This window comes from Amycolatopsis sp. MtRt-6, from assembly GCF_017308975.1.
In the GTDB taxonomy this organism is placed as follows: domain Bacteria; phylum Actinomycetota; class Actinomycetes; order Mycobacteriales; family Pseudonocardiaceae; genus Amycolatopsis.
The window spans coordinates 1-19,933 of record NZ_JADWPD010000027.1; the positions used below are offsets into that span (position 1 = coordinate 1).

General features: G+C 69.1%; 22 protein-coding genes. 7 read left to right on the top strand and 15 right to left on the bottom strand.

The genetic code is table 11. The annotated features are described in order from the left end of the window. Positions 1-58 precede the first annotated feature (58 nt). From I4Q55_RS34970 to I4Q55_RS34990, 5 genes are all read right to left on the bottom strand, one after another. Positions 59-547: an ABC transporter permease gene (locus tag I4Q55_RS34970; RefSeq protein ID WP_242547347.1), complete on the bottom strand. Its 489-nt coding sequence runs from the start codon at positions 545-547 to the stop codon at positions 59-61. Next, a complete protein-coding gene (locus I4Q55_RS34975; RefSeq protein ID WP_206794262.1) occupies positions 544-1,491 on the bottom strand; it encodes an ATP-binding cassette domain-containing protein in 948 nt (315 codons plus the stop codon). Before I4Q55_RS34975 ends, I4Q55_RS34970 begins: the two co-directional genes overlap by 4 nt. A 101-nt stretch (positions 1,492-1,592) precedes the next feature. Next, positions 1,593-1,910: a DUF1048 domain-containing protein gene (locus tag I4Q55_RS34980; protein WP_206794265.1), complete on the bottom strand. Its 318-nt coding sequence runs from the start codon at positions 1,908-1,910 to the stop codon at positions 1,593-1,595. Between the two features lies 1 nt (position 1,911). Further along, positions 1,912-2,268 (bottom strand): DUF1048 domain-containing protein, encoded by a 357-nt coding sequence (locus I4Q55_RS34985; protein ID WP_206794267.1) that lies wholly within the window; start codon positions 2,266-2,268, stop codon positions 1,912-1,914. Continuing rightward, entirely contained in the window at positions 2,265-2,591 is a 327-nt protein-coding gene (locus tag I4Q55_RS34990; RefSeq protein WP_206794269.1) for a PadR family transcriptional regulator, read from the bottom strand. Before I4Q55_RS34990 ends, I4Q55_RS34985 begins: the two co-directional genes overlap by 4 nt. Positions 2,592-2,679: 88 nt before the next feature. Here I4Q55_RS34990 and I4Q55_RS34995 point away from each other — a divergent pair, with 88 nt between their 5' ends. The 3 genes from I4Q55_RS34995 (at position 2,680) to I4Q55_RS35005 (ending at position 5,510) form a co-directional block, all read left to right on the top strand. Beyond that, positions 2,680-3,444, top strand: a complete 765-nt coding sequence (locus tag I4Q55_RS34995) for an ABC transporter ATP-binding protein (protein ID WP_206794271.1) — start codon at positions 2,680-2,682, stop codon at positions 3,442-3,444. Beyond that, on the top strand, positions 3,441-4,202 hold the full coding sequence (locus I4Q55_RS35000; protein WP_206794273.1) for an ABC transporter permease: 762 nt from the start codon (positions 3,441-3,443) through the stop codon (positions 4,200-4,202). The genes I4Q55_RS34995 and I4Q55_RS35000 overlap by 4 nt, the downstream gene beginning before the upstream one ends. 81 nt (positions 4,203-4,283) lie before the next feature. Further along, positions 4,284-5,510 carry a serine hydrolase gene (locus I4Q55_RS35005; protein ID WP_206794275.1) on the top strand — a complete coding sequence of 409 codons (1,227 nt, stop codon included), beginning with the start codon at positions 4,284-4,286 and terminating at the stop codon, positions 5,508-5,510. Positions 5,511-5,566: 56 nt separating this feature from the next. Here the strand turns inward: I4Q55_RS35005 and I4Q55_RS35010 are convergent, their stop codons facing one another. After that, on the bottom strand, positions 5,567-6,058 hold the full coding sequence (locus I4Q55_RS35010) for a hypothetical protein (protein WP_206794277.1): 492 nt from the start codon (positions 6,056-6,058) through the stop codon (positions 5,567-5,569). A gap of 179 nt (positions 6,059-6,237) precedes the next feature. Between I4Q55_RS35010 and I4Q55_RS35015 the strand changes: the two genes are divergently transcribed. Both I4Q55_RS35015 and I4Q55_RS35020 read left to right on the top strand, forming a co-directional pair. Continuing rightward, positions 6,238-6,804 (top strand): hypothetical protein, encoded by a 567-nt coding sequence (locus I4Q55_RS35015; RefSeq protein WP_206794278.1) that lies wholly within the window; start codon positions 6,238-6,240, stop codon positions 6,802-6,804. An 82-nt stretch (positions 6,805-6,886) separates the two neighbouring features. Further along, positions 6,887-7,033 (top strand): hypothetical protein, encoded by a 147-nt coding sequence (locus I4Q55_RS35020; protein WP_206794280.1) that lies wholly within the window; start codon positions 6,887-6,889, stop codon positions 7,031-7,033. 193 nt (positions 7,034-7,226) lie between these two features. Here the strand turns inward: I4Q55_RS35020 and I4Q55_RS35025 are convergent, their stop codons facing one another. The 7 genes from I4Q55_RS35025 to kdpF are packed head-to-tail and all read right to left on the bottom strand — an operon-like array spanning position 7,227 to position 15,099. Further along, positions 7,227-7,436 (bottom strand): hypothetical protein, encoded by a 210-nt coding sequence (locus tag I4Q55_RS35025; protein WP_206794282.1) that lies wholly within the window; start codon positions 7,434-7,436, stop codon positions 7,227-7,229. After that, complete coding sequence (locus I4Q55_RS35030) at positions 7,433-8,128, bottom strand: response regulator (protein WP_206794284.1); 696 nt, start codon at positions 8,126-8,128, stop codon at positions 7,433-7,435. Before I4Q55_RS35030 ends, I4Q55_RS35025 begins: the two co-directional genes overlap by 4 nt. Then, entirely contained in the window at positions 8,125-10,635 is a 2,511-nt protein-coding gene (locus tag I4Q55_RS35035; protein WP_206794286.1) for a DUF4118 domain-containing protein, read from the bottom strand. Before I4Q55_RS35035 ends, I4Q55_RS35030 begins: the two co-directional genes overlap by 4 nt. 3 nt (positions 10,636-10,638) lie before the next feature. Beyond that, positions 10,639-11,250: a K(+)-transporting ATPase subunit C gene (kdpC, locus tag I4Q55_RS35040; protein WP_206794288.1), complete on the bottom strand. Its 612-nt coding sequence runs from the start codon at positions 11,248-11,250 to the stop codon at positions 10,639-10,641. A 2-nt stretch (positions 11,251-11,252) separates the two neighbouring features. Then, on the bottom strand, positions 11,253-13,343 hold the full coding sequence (gene kdpB, locus I4Q55_RS35045; RefSeq protein WP_206794290.1) for a potassium-transporting ATPase subunit KdpB: 2,091 nt from the start codon (positions 13,341-13,343) through the stop codon (positions 11,253-11,255). Next, positions 13,340-14,998 carry a potassium-transporting ATPase subunit KdpA gene (gene kdpA / locus I4Q55_RS35050; protein ID WP_206794292.1) on the bottom strand — a complete coding sequence of 553 codons (1,659 nt, stop codon included), beginning with the start codon at positions 14,996-14,998 and terminating at the stop codon, positions 13,340-13,342. The genes kdpB and kdpA overlap by 4 nt, the downstream gene beginning before the upstream one ends. After that, positions 14,998-15,099 carry a K(+)-transporting ATPase subunit F gene (kdpF, locus tag I4Q55_RS35055; protein ID WP_206794294.1) on the bottom strand — a complete coding sequence of 34 codons (102 nt, stop codon included), beginning with the start codon at positions 15,097-15,099 and terminating at the stop codon, positions 14,998-15,000. Before kdpF ends, kdpA begins: the two co-directional genes overlap by 1 nt. A gap of 427 nt (positions 15,100-15,526) precedes the next feature. Between kdpF and I4Q55_RS35060 the strand changes: the two genes are divergently transcribed. Then, positions 15,527-15,763 (top strand): hypothetical protein, encoded by a 237-nt coding sequence (locus tag I4Q55_RS35060; RefSeq protein WP_206794296.1) that lies wholly within the window; start codon positions 15,527-15,529, stop codon positions 15,761-15,763. A gap of 7 nt (positions 15,764-15,770) precedes the next feature. Here I4Q55_RS35060 and I4Q55_RS35065 read toward each other — a convergent pair whose 3' ends face one another. Then, entirely contained in the window at positions 15,771-16,076 is a 306-nt protein-coding gene (locus tag I4Q55_RS35065; RefSeq protein ID WP_206794298.1) for a hypothetical protein, read from the bottom strand. A gap of 178 nt (positions 16,077-16,254) precedes the next feature. Between I4Q55_RS35065 and I4Q55_RS35070 the strand changes: the two genes are divergently transcribed. Continuing rightward, on the top strand, positions 16,255-18,264 hold the full coding sequence (locus I4Q55_RS35070) for an APC family permease (protein ID WP_206794299.1): 2,010 nt from the start codon (positions 16,255-16,257) through the stop codon (positions 18,262-18,264). Here the strand turns inward: I4Q55_RS35070 and I4Q55_RS35075 are convergent. After that, positions 18,243-19,442 carry a serine hydrolase gene (locus I4Q55_RS35075; RefSeq protein ID WP_206794301.1) on the bottom strand — a complete coding sequence of 400 codons (1,200 nt, stop codon included), beginning with the start codon at positions 19,440-19,442 and terminating at the stop codon, positions 18,243-18,245. The genes I4Q55_RS35070 and I4Q55_RS35075 overlap by 22 nt on opposite strands. Positions 19,443-19,933 lie beyond the last annotated feature (491 nt).

Consider the following 19,933-nt stretch of genomic DNA (forward strand, 5'->3'; position numbering starts at 1 on the left):
CCGAGTACGAGGCGCTACACGCGATGACCCATCCGGTCACCGCAACCCAGGAAACCAGCTAATCCACTCTCCACGAAACCCGGGGCTTGACAAGCAGCACCATGCCCAGCGTCGCGAGCCAGCCGCCGAAGCCTGCCGCGGGACGGAACCCGAACAGCAGCGCGACCGCGACGACCAGCACGGCACTGAACAGGGTGCGCAGCACCGCGCCCAGGACGTGCCCGGTCAGCACCGACACCCGCGCGATCGCCATCGTCCGGAACCGCGAGATGATCCCCTCGGTCATGTCGCGGTTCACGGCCAGCGCTGTCATCGACGCGCCGTACCCCACGGTCATCAGCAGGATCCCCGACACCAGGTAGTCGACGTACGCCCCGGCGCCGACGCCCACTTGCATGACACCGCCGAACACCCCGACGAACAGCAGCAGGAGCAGGACCGGCATGCCCAGCGACATGATCATCATGCCGGGATAGCGGCGTAGGTGCTTCAGGTTGCGTCGCAGCATGGTCGCCGAATCGCGCGCGGCGAACGACAGGGTGCTCATCGGACGGGTTCCTTCTCGGTGGTGGGGTGGCCGGTGAGGGCGAAGAAGACGTCGTCGAGATCCGGGGTGTGTACCGACAGGGTGCCGACGTCGACGCCCGCGCCGTCCAAGCGGTCGAGCAACGTGCGCAGGGACCGGACCCCGCCGTCGCCAGGCACCTGGAGCGTAAGCGCGGACTCGTCCCGGGTGCCCTCCCCGAGCGCCCGGGCGGCGGCGTCGAGGCTCGCGGCGTCGGCGAACTGCAGCCGGACGTGCCCACCGGGCACCCGCCGCTTCAGCTCGTCCGGCGTGCCTTCGGCGACCACCCGCCCGTGGTCGAGCACCGCGACCCGGCCGGCCAGCTCATCGGCCTCCTCCAGGTACTGCGTCGTCAGGAAGACGGTGACGCCGCCGGCGACGAGGTCGCGGATGATCCGCCACATCGTGTGCCGGCTGCGCGGGTCGAGGCCCGTGGTCGGCTCGTCGAGGAAGAGCACGCGCGGCCGGCCGACGAGCGTCATCGCCAGATCCAGCCGCCGCCGCATCCCACCGGAGTAGGCCGAGGCCAGCTTGCCCGCGGCCTCGGCGAGGTCGAACCGCTCGAGCAGCTCGGCGGCCTTCCGCCGGCCTTCGGCGCGGCCGAGGTGGTGCAGGTCGGCCATCAGCAGCAGGTTTTCCTCGCCAGTCAGCAGGTTGTCGACCGCCGAGAACTGCCCGGTGACCCCGATCGCCGCGCGAACCCCGTCCGGCTCGGCGGCCACGTCGTGTCCAGCGACCGAGGCCTGCCCGCCGTCGGCGCGTATCAGGGTGGACAGGATTCGCACGGCGGTCGTCTTGCCAGCGCCGTTGGGCCCGAGCAGGGCGAAGATCGTGCCTTCGGCGACCTGTAGGTCGATGCCGTCGAGCACGACTTGGTCGCCGAAGGACTTGCGCAGCCCGCTGGCCGCTATCGCCGGGGTGGTCACGGTTCTCCTCTCGTCCGCCGTGACCTCGGCGGCCACGACCCTCACGAGGGTGCGCGGCCCCGGTTTCAGCCTGGTTTCAAGCCGCTTTCCACCCTGATCGGCTACTTCCCGGGCTTCTCCTTGATCGACTCCTGGTAGATGTCGGCGTAGGTGCGCGAATCCTTGATCAGGTCGTCGCAGAAGGCGGCGACGTCCTCGCCGATCACTTCCAGGACTCCCCTGCCGGTCGCGGCGCCCTCCTCGAAGAAGTCGACGATCCCCGAGAGCAGATTCCCCTCGAGCAGGTCGACCGGCCCGACCTTGAACAGGTATTTCTGCATCTCCTTGTAGACGATCTGGTAGTCCGGCGGGAGGGCTTTGACCCGCGCCTGATGCACCCGCCACTGCTTCTTGCCTTCGATGATGTCCTGGATGCCCATGTCAGCCTCCCCGCCGGCCCAGTTTTCTCGCCACATTCCTGTTCAGCTGTTTCCGCCACCGGTCACGGAAGTTCCGGGCCCCTTCACCGCCGGCGAGCGCCGCGCAGAAGCCCGCGATGTCGTCCCCCAGCACGTCGTGAACGCTCTGTCCCTCCGCCGCGGTTTCCTCCAGCAGCCCCAGCGCACCGTCGAGGATCGGCATCAGGTTCCGGCCGGTGAAGTCCCCGTAGGGGAAGAGGTGCGCCTTGATCTGCTCCCACGCCGCCCGGTAGTCCTCCGGCAGCGCCCCGGCTCTGGCTTCGAACGCCTGATAGTCCCGGGTGAGGTCGCTGCCGGTGATGGTCTCCCAGAAGTTCATTTCCCGCCCTCCTTCAATTTGTCGATGCGCGACGAGACGTACTGCCACTTCGCCCAGAACCGGCCGAGTTCTTCGCGACCCGCGTCGTTGAGCCGGTAGAACTTGCGCGGCGGCCCCTTCTCGGACGGCCGTTTCGTCACCTGGACGAGCTTGTTCTTCTCCAGGCGCAACAGGATCGTGTACACGGTCCCCTCGACGACGTCGCCGAAGCCGAGGTCGTTCAGCCGGCGCGTGATGGCGTAGCCGTAGGTCTCCTCGCCGCCGATGATCTCGAGCACGCAGCCTTCAAGGGTGCCCTTCAACATCTCCGTCAGGTCGTCCATCGCACCTCCGAGCTTGCCCTGGCGCCACTAGTCAGTACTACTGTATACCAGTACTCAGCACTACTGAGTAGTCCGACGAGGGAGACCGATGACAGCGATTCAAGTTCGAGGCCTCGAGAAGTCATACAAGACACTGCCGGTCCTGCGCGGAGTGGACTTCGACGTGGAGCGGGGCAGCATCTTCGCCCTCCTCGGCTCCAACGGCGCCGGCAAGACCACCGCGGTGCGGATCCTGTCCACGCTGCTGAAGCCGGACGCGGGGACCGCCGCGATCAACGGCTTCGACGTGGTCAAGCAGGCCGACGACGTGCGGGCGGCCATCAGCCTCACCGGGCAGTTCGCCGCCGTCGACGAAGTCCTCAGCGGGCGGGAAAACCTCGTCCTCATCGCCAAGCTCCGGCGCCTCGATCACCCCCGCAAGATCGCCGAAGACTTGCTGGAGCGCTTCTCCCTGACCGACGCGGCCACGCGGAAGGTCGCGACGTACTCCGGTGGGATGCGCCGCCGCCTGGACATCGCGATGAGCCTCATCGGCGATCCGCCGGTGATCTTCCTGGACGAGCCGACCACCGGGCTGGACCCCGAGGCCCGCATCGAGGTGTGGGACGCAGTGAAGGGCCTCGCCGCCCGCGGCACGACGGTCCTGCTGACGACCCAGTACCTGGACGAGGCCGAACAGCTCGCCGACCGGATCGCGATCCTGCGCGAGGGCCGCATCATCGTGAACGGCACACTCGCCGAACTCAAGCAGCTGCTCCCGCCCGCCCGGGTCGAATACGTAGAAAAGCAGCCGACCCTCGAAGACGTCTACTTCGCCGTCGTCGGCGCCAGCACGGAAAGCGAGAAACGATGACCACCCACGTCCTCGGCGACACCACCGTCCTCTTGGGACGCTCCCTGCGGCACGTCACCCGCAGCCTGGACACCATCATCACGACCGTCATCACGCCGGTCGCCATGATGCTGATGTTCGTCTACGTCTTCGGCGGCGCGATCAACACCGGATCGGCCTCGTACGTGAACTACATGCTGCCGGGCATCCTGCTGATCACGATCGCTTCAGGCATCGCCTACACCGCGCTGCGGCTCTTCACCGACCTCAAGAGCGGGATCTTCGAACGCTTCCACTCCATGCCGATCACCCGATCGTCCGTGCTGTGGGCGCACGTGCTGACCTCGCTGGTCGCCAACCTGATCTCGCTCGTGATCGTCCTCGGCGTCGCCCTGCTCATGGGCTTCCGCACGAGCGCCGGCGGCCAGGCCTGGCTCGCGGTCACCGGCATCCTGCTCCTGTTCACCCTGGCGCTGACCTGGATCGCGGTACTCGCCGGCCTCACCGCGAAGACGGCGGAAGGCGGCGGCGCGTTCTCCTACCCGCTCATCTTCTTGCCGTTCCTGAGCTCGGCGTTCGTGCCCACGGCGACGATGCCGGGGCCGGTGCGGTGGTTCGCCGAGCACCAGCCGGTGACCTCCATCGTCAACACCATCCGCGCCTTGTTCACCCAGCAACCGGCCGGCACCGACATCTGGACCGCGCTTGCCTGGTGCGCGGGAATCCTCGTCGTCGCTTACGTCTTCGCCACCGCGGCCTACCGCCGCAAGGTCTCCTGAGCCGTGTCAGCGCGGTGGCTGCCCGGTGTCAGGGCGGCCGGACATCGTGCATCCATCATCGAATTCCGAGAGGACCACAGCATGACCATCGAACAACGCGGTGACGTCGAGCAGGGCTGGGGAAAGGTCGCCGACGTCTTCCGCGCGAACTTCGACGCTCCCGGTGAGATCGGCGCGGCCTGCAGCGTCTACGCCGGTGGCCGTCCCGTCGTCAACCTCTGGGGCGGCCTCGCCGACCGCGAGGCGAACCGGCCGTGGCGCGAAGACACCATCGCCCAGGTCGCCTCCACCACGAAAGGCGCGGCGGCGATCTGCGCCCACCTGCTGGTGCGACGCGGCGAGCTGGACCTCGACGCCCCGGTGATCCGGTACTGGCCGGAGTTCGGCGCGGCGGGCAAGGACGAGATCCCGGTGCGTTGGCTGCTGTCGCACCAGGCCGGCCTGCCGGTCGTCGACGGGCCGCTGACGTTCGAGCAGGCCTGCGCCTGGGACCCGGTCATCCACGCCCTGGAAGCGCAGAAGCCGCTGTGGGAGCCGGGCACGCAGCACGTCTACCACGCCGTCACCTACGGGTACCTGGTCGGCGAGGTCGTGCGCCGGATCACCGGCAAGTCCCTGGGCACGTTCTTCGCCGAAGAGGTCGCCGCCCCACTCGGGCTCAGCGCCTGGATCGGGCTGCCGGAAGAGCACGAGCCCCGCGTAGCGCAGTTCGAAGACGCCGCTCCGTTCACCGTCGAGGAGCTGCTCGCCGGGATGATCGCGACGACCGGCCTCGACCCGGACACCGTCACCAAGTGGGTCGAATCCATGTGGACCCCGGACGCGATCCAGATGCACGCCGGTGTGCTGGGCGGCGCCATGGACCCGGCCACCGGATACTTCCGCACCCGCGCCTGGCGCGCCGCCGAGTTCCCCGCCGCGAACATGGTCGCCGACGCCCACTCGCTGGCCCGGATGTACGCCGCCACCGTCAGCGACGTCGACGGCCTCCGGCTGCTCGACCCGTCGACCGTCGAGACGATGACCGCCGTCCAGACCGACAAGACGACGATGTACGGAGTGCCGGCCGGGCTCGACATCCCAGCCGACCGCTCCTTCAACATGTCCCTCGGGTTCTGGCGAGCCTGCCCGCCACTGCCGATGCTCGGACCGGGCTCCTTCGGCCACCCGGGCTCCGGCGGATCGATCGCCTTCGCCGACCCCGACGCCGGCGTCGGCTTCGGCTACGTCACCAACCTCTGGAACTACCGCCCCGACGACCCCCGCGCGGCGAACCTCGCCAAGGCCGTCCGGTCCTGCCTCGGCTGACTGCCTGGTTGAAACGTACTGCCCACCACGGCATTCGACGCCGTGGTGGGCAGGCGTCACCGATCCGGCGCCCTCCGTCCGACTGCCGCGGCAACGGCAGCGAGCAAGACGACGAGACCGAGTCCGAGCGCAGCGAACAGCAGCTCGCTGCCGGCAAGCTCGTGCAGGTACTCGGCGTGGGTGATCGGCGTGCTGCCCAGCCGGGTGTAGAGCTGATAGCCGGTGGCGGTCAGCTCGGGCGTGCCGTTGCGCAGGCCCGCGGCAGCGACCGCGGCGACCGTCCCCGCTGCCAGGGACAGGGTTGCCGCGCTCCACCTCCCCCACTGCGGCAACGACTTCACGCCTTCAGCCAGACCGCGCGCAGGCGACTCACTGTCACGGTGGAACAGCAGCTTCGCCGCGACGACGAGCGCGACGGGGAAGAAGCCGACCAGCGGGATCACCCACACGGCATCAGGGAGATGGGGCGCGTTCATGGTGAACGAGTCGATGATTCCTACTAGAGAGCCCGCCGCGGCCAGGCCGCACCAGATCATGATGGCGCGCACAGTGCACATGAACATTTGTCCCGAGCAAAGAGCCCGGCGTCGGCGGACCCTGATTTTTCCCTGACTCCAGACCAGTTTGCTGCATGCCGGCTTCCCTACCCGCCAGAATCAGTGAATCTGGCAAAGGGGGTGCCGTGCTGCTACCGCCGACAAGACCACGCGCCGTCGTCTTCGTTGTCGTGACCCAGTTGCTGACCGTGCTGCCGTTCCTGTTGTCGATCATCGTCGTCTGGACCTTCGGCGCCGACGCACAGGTCGCGGCTGAAGCCGAGCTCACCCGGCAGGGGCTGCCCGCTTCCCTGCTCGCCGAGCACGCGGTCAGCTTCGGCTCGAACACCGCCGAAACGCCGTTGCCGGCCGCGATCATCGCCGTCCTCGTCGTGCTGGCGCTGCTGAACCTGACCGGCCGGCGAGCCGGCCAGGTGCTGTCCTGGGTCTTCCATCCACTGCTGGCCGTGGCCGGGGCGCTGATCGTGCCGGCCCAGCTGTTCACGGCCTCGTTCCTCGCCGCGAGCTTCCGGGACTCCGGCGATCCGGTGCTCGGGCAGGTCGACGTCCCGAAGCTGGTCGAGGCCGCGCGTGCGGCCATGCCGAGCTGGCTTTCCGTCGTCGACGGCGCGAAGCTGGTCTTGACCACGGCCGGTTCCCTGCTGGTGATCGTCCTGCTGGCGCTGCCGGCGTCGCGTGCCTTCTTCCGCGTACGAAGGCGGATCAATCCGGCGTCAAGTTCCGAGAGCGCAGCGTGAAAGACGTGCTGATGCGATGTGTGATGCCGTCCGCAGCGCGCCATCGTTCGGTGACGGAGTTTCGGCGATCCGAAGGGTTTCGATGAGCGACCTGGCCTATACGCTGATGCTGATCGGCGGTTTCGTCGTGCTGACCGTGGTGCTGCGCGCGGCGGAACGCTGGTGCGAGGAACACCCACGCCGGGACGAGGTCGCCTCGGCGCGGGTGAGCCGCGACGAGCGGCACTAGCTCCGGTCTTTGGCGGGCATCGTCAGGCTTCGCTGACCCGGACAGCTTCGCCATCGCCGCCGGATCGACCGCGGCCGCGTACGCCTTGGCCGGCAGCCTGCCGTCGTCTTAGGCGCCGCCGAGCACCCTCGTCTCCGGGTTCGCCGGCTGGGCCACCACCTCGGCCCCTTCGGACACGGGTCGACCGATCCTGCTATTCGCCTTCGAGCTCGGCGAGTACCTCGGCTGCGGTTTGGCTGTCTTCGTCGGCGAGCCGACGGAGTTCGTCGAGGTCTTCCCGTTCGGTGGCGAGCTCGATGAGCAGGTCGACAGCGTCGGAGTGCCCGGCGGCGGCCCACCGGCGCAGTTCGGCGGTGTCGCCACGCTCGGCTGCCAGCTCGATGGCTACGTCGGGATCGATCACGGTGACTCCTCCGGGACGAAGCGGTACCCGATACCGGTTTCGGTGATCAGGTACCGCGGGTGGGACGGCTCGGGTTCGAGCTTGCGCCGCAGCTGCGCCATGTAGACGCGCAGGTAGTGCCCGCGATCCGCGTAGTCCGGCCCCCAGACCGTGGTCAGCAAGTGCGTGCCGCTGACGAGGGAGTCGGGGTTGCGGACGAGCTGTTCGAGGATGGCCCATTCCGTGCGGGTCAAGTGCACCGGCGCGTCACCCCGGCGGACGATCTTGGCGCCGACGTCCACCGTGAACGCAGCGGTCCCGACGACCAAGCCCGGCTCGGGCGGCACGCCGAGGGCCAGCCGGCGTTCCGCGACGCGCAAGCACGCCAGCAGCTCCTCCATGCCGAACGGCTTGGTGACATAGGTGTCGGCGCCGGTGTCGAGGGCCCGGATCTTGTCGGCGGACCGGTCCCGGGCCGAGAGCACGATGATCGGCACCGCGCTCCAGGTGCGCAGCTCGCGGATCACCTCGAAGCCGTCGATGTCGGGCAGCCCGAGGTCGAGCAGCACCAGGTCCGGGTGCTCGGTCGCCGCGGCCAGCAGCGCGGAGGCACCGTCGGCGGCGGTGACCACCGAGTAGCCGCGGGCGGTGAGGTTGATCCGCAGCGCCCGCACGAGCGCGGTTTCGTCGTCGACCACGAGCACGGACGTCATCGCGTCACCGCCGGCAGGGACACGACGATCGTCAGGCCGCCACCCGGGGTGTCCTCGGCCCGGATGTCCCCGTCCATCGCCTCCACGAACCCCTTCGCGACCGACAGGCCCAGCCCGACACCGGTCGTGGTGTTGCGGTCGCCGAGCCGCTGAAACGGCGCGAACGCCGAGTCGGCCGCGCCTTTCGGCAAGCCGGGGCCGTGGTCGACGATCCACAGCTCGACGCGGCCCCCGTACGCGCTCGCGCGCACGGCGACCTCACCGCCGCCGTGGCGTAGCGCGTTGTCGATCACGTTGGCGATCGCCCGTTCCAGCAGGCCGGCGTCGGCGGTGACCGCGGGCAGCCGGTCGTCGATGTCGACCGCGACCTTGGCGCTGCCGTCCACCGCGGCCAGCGCCGTCGCGACGACCTCGTCGTAGCCGACCGGCCGCAGCACCGGCTGCACCGCACCGGTCGCCAGGCGCGACGAGTCCAGAAGGTTGTCGACCAGCCCGGAAAGCCGGTCCGTCGACTCTTCGCCGGCACTCAACAGTTCCTCGGTGTCCTCTTCGGACAGGCTGACGTCGTGGGCACGAAGGCCGCCGAAGACGGCCTTGATGGAGGTCAGCGGAGTGCGCAGGTCGTGGCCGATGGCCGAGAGCAGCGCCGTGCGCAACTCGGTGGTTTCCGCCCGGCGCTGCGCCTCCTGCGTCTGAGCGGCCATCCGCTGCTGCCGCAGGGCGAGCAGGGCTTGGCCCGCCGCGGCCTCGAGGACGCGCTGGTCGTGCGCCGGCAGCGTCCGGCCGCGCAGCGCCAGGTGGACGTCGTCGGTCACCGGAACATCGACGTCCGCCTCGTCCGGGTCGTCGCACGGCCGCTCCCCCGTGCAGGCCGCGCGGAGCCATTCGTCGTTCTGCTTCTCCAGCAGCGAGACGGATTCCAGCCCGAAGTTCTCCCGTACCTTTTCCAGCAGCCGCTGCAGCGGATCGCCGTCGCCGAGCACGGTCCGGGCGTAGGAGGCCAGTAGCGCGGCCTCGGTCCGCGCCCGCGCGGCGGCGTCGGCTCGGCGGGAAGCCCGGTCGACGACGAGCGCGAACGCCACCGCGACCACGACCATCGCCACCAGCGTGATCACGTTCTGCTGGGCGTCCACGGTCAGCGTGTACAGCGGCGGGGTGAAGAAGAAGTTCAGCAGCAACGCGCTCGCGATAGAAGCGAACAGCGCGGGCCCGAGGCCGCCGACGAGCGCCACGATGATCGTCGCGAGGAAGTAGTCGATCACGTTGGTGGACAGGATGAGCGTCTGTCGCAGCACCACGCCGATCAGCGTCGCCACCGCGGGCAGTAGCAGTGCGAGCGCCCAGCCGAGGAGCTGCCGCCGCCGAGCCAGGGAACTGCGGGGGAACAGCTTCGCGCGCAGCCGCCCGCCGGACTCGTCGTGGGTGACCATGTGCACGTCGATCGGCCCGGATTCCTGGACCACCGTCGCGCCGATGCCCTCGTCGAACAGCCGCGCCACCCGGGAGCGCCGGGACGTGCCCACCACGACCTGCGTCGCGTTCACGCCACGGGCGAAGTCGAGCAGCGCGGTCGGGACGTCGTCGCCGACGACGGTGTGGAAGGTGGCGCCGACGTCTTCGGCGAGTTTGCGGTATTCGGCGAGCGCTTGCGGGGACACACCGGCCAGGCCGTCGCCGCGCAGGATCTGCAGCACCAGCAGCTCGGCGCCGGCCCGCTTCGCGATGCGCCGGGCCCGCCGGATCAGCGTCTCGCTCTCCCGGCCGCCGCTGATGGCGACGACCACGCGCTCCCGCGCCTCCCAGGTGTCGGTGATGTCGCGTTCGCTGCGGTAGCGCTGTAGCGCGACGTCGACCTGGTCGGCCACCCACAGCAGGGCCAGCTCGCGCAGCGCGGTGAGGTTGCCGGGCCGGAAGTAGTTGCCGAGCGCCGCGTCGATCCGGTTGGCCGGGTAGACGTTGCCGTGCGCGAGCCGCCGCCGCAGTGCCTCCGGCGTGATGTCGACCAGCTCGAGCTGTTCGGCGCGGCGCACGACCTCGTCCGGGACGGTCTCCTGCTGGGCGATGCCGGTGATCCGTTCGACGACGTCGTTGAGGCTCTCCAGGTGCTGCACGTTCACCGTCGAGAGCACGTCGATACCCGCGTCCAGGAGTTCCTCGATGTCCTGCCAGCGCTTTTCGTTGCGCGAGCCGGCCACGTTCGTGTGCGCCAGTTCGTCCACCACCGCGACCTCCGGGGCGCGGGCGAGGATCGCGTCGACGTCCATCTCTTCGAAGGTGTGCCCGCGGTACTCCAGCGTGTGCCGCGGGACGGCTTCGAGCCCCGCCAGGAGCTCGGCGGTCTTGCGGCGGCCGTGCGTCTCCACCAGGCCGACGACGACGTCGGTGCCGCGGTCGAGCCGGCGGCGGGCCTCCCCGAGCATGGCGAAGGTCTTCCCCACGCCCGGGGCGGCCCCCAGGTAGATCCGCAGCTCGCCGCGACGACGCTTGGGCGCGTCCGCTGTCGTCACGGGTCAGTGCCTGGCCGCCGCGACGGCGAGGTTGAGCTGCAGCACGTTGACCGCCGGGTCACCGAGCACACCGAGCCCGCGCCCGGTGGTGTTGTCCGCGACGAGCTTGCGGACCTCGTCCTCGCCCAGGCCGTTCTCCCGCGCGACCCGAGGCACCTGCAGCTCGGCGTAGGCCGGGCTGATCTGCGGGTCGAGCCCGGACGCCGACGCAGTCACGGCATCGGCAGGCACCTTCGACACGTCGACGCCTTCCCTCTTGGCGATCAGCTCCTGCCGCTGCTTGACCAGCGCGAGCAGGTCGTCGTTGCCGGTGCCCTTGTTCGAAGCACCCGAGGTCGACGGGTCACCCGGCCCGAGCGGGTCCTTCGACCCGGCCGAGGGCCGGTTGTGGAAGTACGGGTCGTGGGCCGGGTCCTTCGCCACCGGGTCGACCCCGATCAGCGAGGACCCGACGGCCTGGCCGTTCTGCGTGACGATCGAGCCCTCGGCCTGGTCCGACAGGCCGGGGATGCGAGCCACCGCCCACACGGCCAGCGGGTAGACCACGCCCAGCAGCACGGTCAGCACCAGCAGCATCTTCAGGCCGGCGACGGTCTGCTTGTACAGCACCTTCATGGTCACATTCCCGGGATGAGTCGGACGAGCAGGTCGATCAGCCAGATCCCGGCGAACGGCGTCACGATGCCGCCGAGCCCGTAGATCAGCAGATTGCGCCGCAGCAGCGCCTTCGCGCTGGAGGGCTTGTAGCGCACGCCGCGCAGGGCCAGCGGGATCAGGCCCACGATGATCAGCGCGTTGAAGATCACCGCGGACAGGATCGCCGAGTCCGGCGAGTGCAGGCCCATCACGTTCAGGCCACCCAGCTGCGGGTAGATCGATGCGAACATGGCGGGCAGGATCGCGAAGTACTTGGCGAGGTCGTTGGCGATGGAGAACGTCGTGAGCGCGCCGCGGGTGATGAGCAGCTGCTTGCCGATCTCCACGATCTCGATCAGCTTAGTCGGGTTCGAGTCGAGGTCGACCATGTTGCCGGCCTCCTTGGCCGCCATGGTCCCGGTGTTCATCGCCACCCCGACGTCCGCCTGCGCCAGCGCAGGAGCGTCGTTGGTGCCGTCACCGGTCATCGCGACCAGTCGCCCGCCCTCCTGCTCCTTCTTGATCAGCGCCATCTTGTCTTCGGGCTTGGCCTCGGCGAGGAAATCGTCCACCCCGGCCTCCCCGGCAATCGCGCGGGCTGTGAGTGGATTGTCGCCGGTGATCATCACGGTCTTGATGCCCATCGTGCGCAGCTCGGCGAACCGTTCCCGCATGCCGGGCTTCACGACGTCGGACAGCCGCACCACACCGCGCACCACCGCGGTGCCCTCGACCTGCTCGGCGACGACGAGCGGCGTGCCGCCCTCGGCGCTGATCTTGTCGACAGTCTCGTGCACCTCGTCCGGCACGATGCCACCGTGCTCGGCCACCCACGTGCGCACGGCGCTGGCGGCGCCCTTGCGCACGATCCGGCCGTTCAGGTTGATGCCGGACATCCTGGTCTGCGCGGTGAAGGGGACGAATTCGCCGGACTTCTCGGCTTCGGACGGCTCTGCCGCGAGGCCGTTCTCGCGCGCGCAGAGGTCGATGATGCTGCGGCCTTCGGGCGTGCCGTCGGCGAGGCTGGACAGCCGGGCCGCGATCGCCAGGTCCTCCACGGTGGACGAGCCGACCGGGATCAGCTCGGTGGCCTGCCGGTTGCCGAAGGTGATCGTGCCGGTCTTGTCCAGCAGCAGCGTGGAGACGTCGCCGGCGGCTTCGACCGCCCGGCCCGACGTGGCGAGCACGTTCCGCTGGACGAGGCGGTCCATCCCGGCGATGCCGATCGCGCTCAGCAGCGCGCCGATCGTCGTCGGGATCAGGCAGACCAGCAGGGCGGTCAGCACGATCACCGACTGCTGGCCGCCGGAGTAGTTCGCCATCGGCTGCAGCGCCACGACCGCGAGGACGAAGATGATCGTCAGCACGGCCAGCAGGATGGTCAGCGCGATCTCGTTCGGCGTCTTCTGCCGCGAGGCGCCTTCCACCAGCGCGATCATGCGGTCCACGAAGGACTCGCCCGGCTTGGTGGTGATCTTCACGACGATCCGGTCGCTCAGCACCGTCGTGCCGCCGGTCACGGCCGACCGGTCGCCGCCGGACTCGCGGATGACCGGCGCGGACTCGCCGGTGATGGCCGACTCGTCGACGGTCGCGATGCCCTCGACGACGTCGCCGTCGCCCGGGATGACCTCGCCGGCCTCGACGACCACCAGGTCGCCGATCCTCAGGTCGGCACCGGGTACGCGTTCCTCGGAGCCGTCTTCGGTCAGGCGGCGGGCGACGGTGTCCTTCTTGGTCTTGCGCAGGGACTCGGCCTGGGCCTTGCCGCGGCCTTCGGCGACCGCCTCGGCGAGGTTGGCGAACAGCACCGTGAACCACAGCCACACCGCGACGCCGATGTTGAACACGGTCGGGTTCGTCACCGCGAACACGGTGACCAGTGCCGAGCCGACCCACACCACGAACATGACCGGGTTGGCCAGCTGGTGCTTGGGATTCAGCTTCCGGAGGGCGTCCGGCAGGGACGTCCAGAGCTGGCGGGGGTTGAACACGCCCGCGCCGACCCGGCCCGCGTTCTCGACGTGGTGCTGGGTGGCTTCCTCGGGAGTGCGTTCGGTGGTCATGGTCATGCGAGAGCCTCGGCAATCGGCCCGAGGGCCAGGGCGGGGATGAAGGTCAGGGCCGCGACCAGCACGACCGTGCCGGCGAGCATGGTGGCGAACAGCGGGCTGGTGGTCGGCAGCGTTCCTTCGGTCTCGGGGACCTTCCGCTGCGCTGCCAGGGAGCCGGCGAGGCAGAGGACGGCCAGGATCGGGATGAACCGGCCGAGCGCCATGCAGACGCCGAGCGTCGACTGGTACCAGTCGTTGGTCACGGTGATGCCGGCGAACGCGCTGCCGTTGTTGTTGCCCGCCGACGTGTACGCGTAGAGCAACTCCGAGAAGCCATGCGCGCCCGGGTTGTTGAACGCGGCGGTGTTGCCCGGGATCAGCAGCGCCGCACCCGCGCCGATCAGCACCACGGCAGGCATCGCCAGCATCGCGATCGAGGCGCAGGTGACCTCGCGCTTGCCGAGCTTCTTGCCCAGGTACTCCGGCGTCCGCCCGACCATCAGCCCGGCCAGGAACATCGCGATGATCGCCATCACCAGAATGCTGTAGAGGCCGGTGCCGACCCCGCCGGGTGACAGCTCGCCGAACATCATGTTCAGCAGCGTCCCGAACCCGCCGAGGCCGGTGAAGCTGTCGTGCATCGAGTTCACCGCACCGGTCGAGGTACCGGTGGTCGAATCGGCGAACAACGCCGACCCCGCGATCCCGAACCGGGTCTCCTTGCCCTCCAGGGCCGCGCCGGCCAGCCGTGCCGCGGCGCCGTTCGCGTGCGTCTCGCCCCACCAGATCACCGCGAGCATGCCCGCCCACAGCGCGCCCATGACGCTGAGCAGGACGTAGCCCTGCTTGGTGTTGCCCACCAGCTTGCCGAACGTGCGGGTCAGGCTGACCGGGATCACCAGCAGCAGGAAGATCTCGATCAGGTTCGACCACGAGTTCGGGTTCTCGAACGGGTGCGCGGAGTTGGCGTTGAAGATGCCGCCGCCGTTGGTGCCGAGCTCCTTGATGGCCTCCTGGCTCGCCGCCGGGGCCAGCGCAATGGTGCTCGCCGAGCCGTCCGGGTTGAGCACCGCGACGCCGGACTTGAGGCTCTGTACCACACCCAGGGCGACCAGGACGATCGCGAAGACGAACGACAGCGGGAGCAGGATCCGGACGGTGCCGCGGGTCAGGTCGACCCAGAAGTTGCCGAGCCGGTCGCTCTTCGACCGGACGAACGCACGCGTGAGCGCGATCGCCACGGCCAGGCCGACGCCGGCGGAGACGAAGTTCTGCACGGTGAGCCCGGCCATCTGGACCACGTGGCCCATGACGCCTTCGGGGATGTAGGACTGCCAGTTCGTGTTGGTGACGAAGCTGATCGCGGTGTTGAAGGCGACGCCCGGGTCGACGGTGCGGCCGAAGTTCAGCGGCAGCAGCGGCTGGATGCGCTGCAGCAGGTACAGGAACAGCACCGAGACGAACGAGAAGCCCAGCACGCCGGAGGCGTAGGTCTTCCAGTGCTGCTCGGATTCCGGATCCGCGCGCACGATCTTGTAGACGGCCTTCTCCAGCCGCCAGTGCTTAGTGCTCGTGAACACGCGGTGCATGTAGTCGCCCAGCGGCCGGTACACCAGCGCCAGGGCGAGCAGCAGGAGGCCGGCCTGTCCGAGGCCGGCCCACGTCGAGGACATCAGAACTTCTCCGGTTTGATCAACGCGATGAACAGGTAGACGATCAGGGCCAATGCCAGGACGCCGCCGAGGACGTTGGCGAACACGCCGGTGCCGCTCACAACCGTTCCAATCCACGCAGGGTCAAGGCCAGCACGGCGAACACGACGATCGCCAGCAGCACATAAGCCAGATCGGCCATGCAACTGCTCCCTTCTCACGCACGACAAGTCCGAGGTCGACCGAATGGTGACCGGACTGGCGGAAGCGTGCCTGCCGGAGTTCCCAACCGGGTGTCACCTGACAGAGTCTTGACGCGGCACAGCACCCCGTTGACGCGTTCTTGACGGGGCGACTACGCAGTGAGACCTCGACCACCCAATCGAGGTCGTCGAGCGGAATGCGGGCGGTCGTCGGGAGTCCACTTCGGAATTGGTCACAACTCGGCGTCGGCCGGGTGAACGGCTCGCCACGCCGGGAATTCCGCGCCAACCTTGAACGATCAACGGTTCCGGTACCCCCAACCGGATCTCACCCCGGGAGTTCCCCTTGGCCGCCGACCCAGACACCCGTCAACCCGCTCCCCCGCGGCACCGCAGCAACGTCCAGATCAGCCACACCAGCCACGACGGCGTGATCTCGGTGGTCGTCACACTGGACGGCCAGGTCCGCGACCTCCAACTGACCGAGTCCGCCACCCGGCGGCCTGCCGCGCAGCTGGCGCGCGACATCCTCGACTGCATCCACTCGGCCCAGGCGTTGTTCGACCCACCAGCCCTGTCGTGATCCCGGCCTAACCGTTGAAGTAACGGTCGTATACGGCCACCCAGACGTCCAAATCAGACAATTCGACCACCAGCTGCCGTCCCGGCCCAGTGAGCACGATGAGCGCGTCATCGCCCGGACACGGGTCCCAGCTTCCCGCGTCTTGACGGCGGAGAGCGCCCTCGGCCGCCAAAACGCGGAGAGCCGGCCCGAGCATCCGACGCGGGACCGTCCGGCGCAGCGCGGCGAACCGGCGGGGACCGATCGCCAGCTCGTCGAGGAGTTCGACCGCACCCGGACAGGAGATCACCCGCGCGAGGTGGTCGTCGGCCATAGCAGCCCCCAGGAGGTGGTGTGCCGGGGGACGTTAAGCATCCGGCCGAGAGCGCGAAGCACCGTTGACGCAACCCTGACGACCAATCAGGACACGTTGACGGAATCCCTACGCCGGGAACCGGTTCTTGATGGAATCCATACGCCGATCCCCGGACACGCCAGGCACGCTGCCGTACGTGCCAGCATCCACGTCATGGCTCAAACGGCTGGTACTCGGACGGCCGTTCCGGAGCGACACCCTCGGCGAGACACTCCTGCCCAAGTGGCTCGCACTGCCGATCTTCGCCAGTGACCCGCTGTCGTCGGTCGCCTACGCGACCCAGGAGATCCTGCTGATCCTGTCCATCGGCGGGCTCGCCTACCTCACGCTCGCGCCGTGGATCGGCTTGGCTGTCGCCGTGCTGCTGACCGTCGTTGTGCTGTCCTACCGGCAGGTCGTGAAGGCCTATCCGAGCGGCGGCGGGTCCTACGAGGTTGCCTCCCGCAACCTGGGGAGCTCCGCGGGCCTGGTGGTGGCCGGGGCGCTGATGGTCGACTACATCATGACCGTCGCGGTGTCGGTGGCGTCCGGTGTGGACAACATCATCTCCGCCGTCCCCAGCCTGAACGAACACCGCATTGCCCTCAATCTTGTATTCGTCCTGATTCTGATGGCGATGAACCTGCGCGGGATCCGCGAATCCGGGCGCGCGTTCGCCATCCCGACATACCTGTTCATCGGCGGGGTCATGCTGATGATCGCGCTCGGCCTCGGGCGGGCTGTCGCCGGTCACGCTCCCGTCGCCGAGAGCGCCGGCTACGACGTCCGGCCCGAACAGGTCGGCCTGACCGGGCTCGCCCTGGTGTTCCTGCTGCTGCGCTCGTTCTCCTCCGGCTGCACCGCGCTCACCGGCGTCGAAGCGATCTCCAACGGTGTGCCCGCGTTCCGGAAGCCCAAGAGCGCCAACGCCGCCCGCACCATGACCGCGATGGGGGTGACCGCCGTGGTGATGTTCGGTGGGATCACCGCGCTCGCCATGATCAGCCGCGTCCGGATCGCCGAGAACACCTGCGACCTCACCGGGTTCCGTGGCGACTGCGCCACCGACCCGCAGCGCACGGTGATCAGCCAGATCGCGGCTGCGGTGTTCGGTGGCGACCATTCGGTGATGTTCTACTTCCTGCAGGCCGCCACCGCGCTGATCCTGATCCTCGCGGCGAACACCGCGTTCAACGGCTTCCCGCTGCTGGCCTCGATCCTCGCCCAAGACCGCTACCTTCCGCGGCAGTTGCACACCCGCGGCGACCGGCTCGCATTCTCCAACGGCATCGTCGCCCTCGCGGTGATCGCCGGTGTGCTCATCTTCGCCTTCGACGGCTCCACGACCCGGCTGATCCAGCTCTACATCCTCGGCGTCTTCACGTCCTTCACGCTGTGCCAGGCCGGCATGGTCCGGCACTGGAACCGCGAGCTCGTCACCGCGACCGACACCCGCGCGCGGCTGTCCATCCAGCGGTCCCGGCTGATCAACGCCGTCGGCGCGGTGCTCACCGCCGTTGTCCTCGTCGTCGTGATGATCACGAAGTTCACCCACGGCGCCTACCTGGTCGTGATCGCCATCCCGGTGCTGTACGTCGTCATGCGCGGGATCCACCGGCACTACACGCACGTCCGCGAAGAGCTGCTGCCCGACGAGGAGAGTGAGCTGCTGCCCAGCCGCGTCCACGCCATCGTACTGGTGTCCACTTGGCACAAGCCGAGCCAGCGCGCCATCGCATTCGCCCGCGCCACCCGGCCGGACACGCTGACGGCGATCACCGTCAACGTCGACGATCACGACACCCGCGAACTGCAACGGCAGTGGGAACAACGCGACCGGAAGATCCCGCTCAAAGTGCTTGAATCGCCGTACCGCGAGATCACCCGGCCGGTTGTGCAGTACGTCAAGAACCTCCGCCGCAGCAGCCCTCGCGACGTCGTGTGCGTCTACATCCCCGAGTACGTCGTCGGCCGCTGGTGGGAAAACGTGCTCCACAACCAGAGCTCGCTGCGGCTCAAGGGCCGGCTGCTGTTCGAACCCGGCGTCATGGTCACCAGCGTTCCCTGGCAGCTGCACTCGACGAAACGCCGGGACCTCCAGCGTGTCCGCCCGCTGCCCGGCGACATCCGGCGCGGTGTCACCACTCAGCGCGGCTCGTCGACCTGACGCCCGGCGCAGAACACCTCGGCGAGGAGCCTCCGCACCGCGTTCTGATAGGCCTCCGTGGGGGCAATTCCGGTGTCCACGTAGGTGATCGAGGCAACCATGGTCCGAGCGCCGTCCGGTGCGCTGTACACCAATGTGCCGTAACCCTGCACGCTGCCGTTGTGGGTGAACAGCACGTTGCCGCTGCAGTTCGCGTCCGCGTGCAGTTCGAACACCCCGAGGCCGTAGTCACTCGTCGGGTCGGGCGTCGGGTGCGTCTTCAGCATCTCGGCCAGCAACGGCGCCGGCAGCAGTCTTCCGCCCAGCAGTGCGGAGTAGAACGTCGCAAGATCCCCGGTGGTCGAGATCATCTCCCCGGCACTAGAGATCCAAGACGGGTTCTGCCGGCTGATGTCGACCGTCTTCTCCTGCCCGGCGTCGGAGTACCGGTAGTAGGCGTGGGCGTGCGGGCCGGGGATCTCCGGCGAGGTGCCCGGCACCACGGTGTCCCGCAGACCGAGCGGGCGCAGGATCTGCCGCTGCAGTTCGTCGGCATACGAGCGACCGGTGACCTTCTCGATCAGGAGCCGGGCGACGACGTAATTGGTGTTGGCGTAGCTCCAGCCGGCGCCCGGGGCGAACCGCGGTGGCCGGGCCAGCGAGTACCGCACCAGCTCCTGCGGCCGGTAGGTGCGGAACCGGTTGTCCACCCACTCCTGGCCCGACCACGCGATCCCGGGGGCGACCGTCCCGTCGTCGTAGTACTCGCCGGTGTAGTTGAACAGCCCGCTGGTGTGCTGCAGGAGCATCCGCACCGTGAGCCGCGGGTCGAAGCCGAGCTCCGGCAGGTAGCCGGCCACCGGGGCGTCCAGCCCGAGCTTGCCTTCGGCCACCAGGCGCAGCACCACGACCGAGGTGAACGTCTTGGTGGTGCTGCCGATCCGGAACCGCCCGCCGGTCGGCGGCTTGGCGGCCGCGCCCAGCTCACGCACTCCGGCGCTGCCGGTCCAGTCGCCGCGCCGGTCGCGCACCCGCAGCTGCACTCCGGTGAATCCGGAGTCGACGATCGCCTGCATCGCCGCTTGCAGCGCCGGCCGGCCCTGCGCGGCCGCGGCCGCCGGCACGGTCGTCCCGGCCAGCAGCGCCACCGCCAGCGCCGTCGCCCCCACTCGCGCCCTGTTCACGATCCCCCTGGTCATCTTCGGTACCTCCGGTCCGTCGGCTCTCCTGGTCACGGCACCCACGGTCGCGGGACGCCCTGACACGAAGCGGACACCGCACTGACACGACGGTGCTACTGCTCGGCCGCGCCGGATCCCCAGCCGCGAGGTGCTACGCCTAACCAGTGCAACGGCCGGGCGCGCAGGGGTCACCCCCCAGGGTTGGCGGTGCGTGACGGGCGTCGACCGCGCCGTGCGGACTCGCTGGTCACCGGCTTGGCCGATGCCACCGGGTCGGGCGCGGCCGCGCCGGTAGGCTCGGTGTTCTCCGGTTCGACCGGGGCGTCGAGGTCCGCATCGGGGGCGGGTACGGCCAGGCCAATGGACAGAGCCATTCGGCGGCGGCCTGGTCCTGGTCCTGGTCTACGACGGTACGGGCGGGTGTCCGCCGAGGGAGCGCAGCAGGAGCATGCGTACGTGTTCACCTCTCGATCAGTCCGGGATGCGGGTCGGCGGGGCTGCGTGCGGAC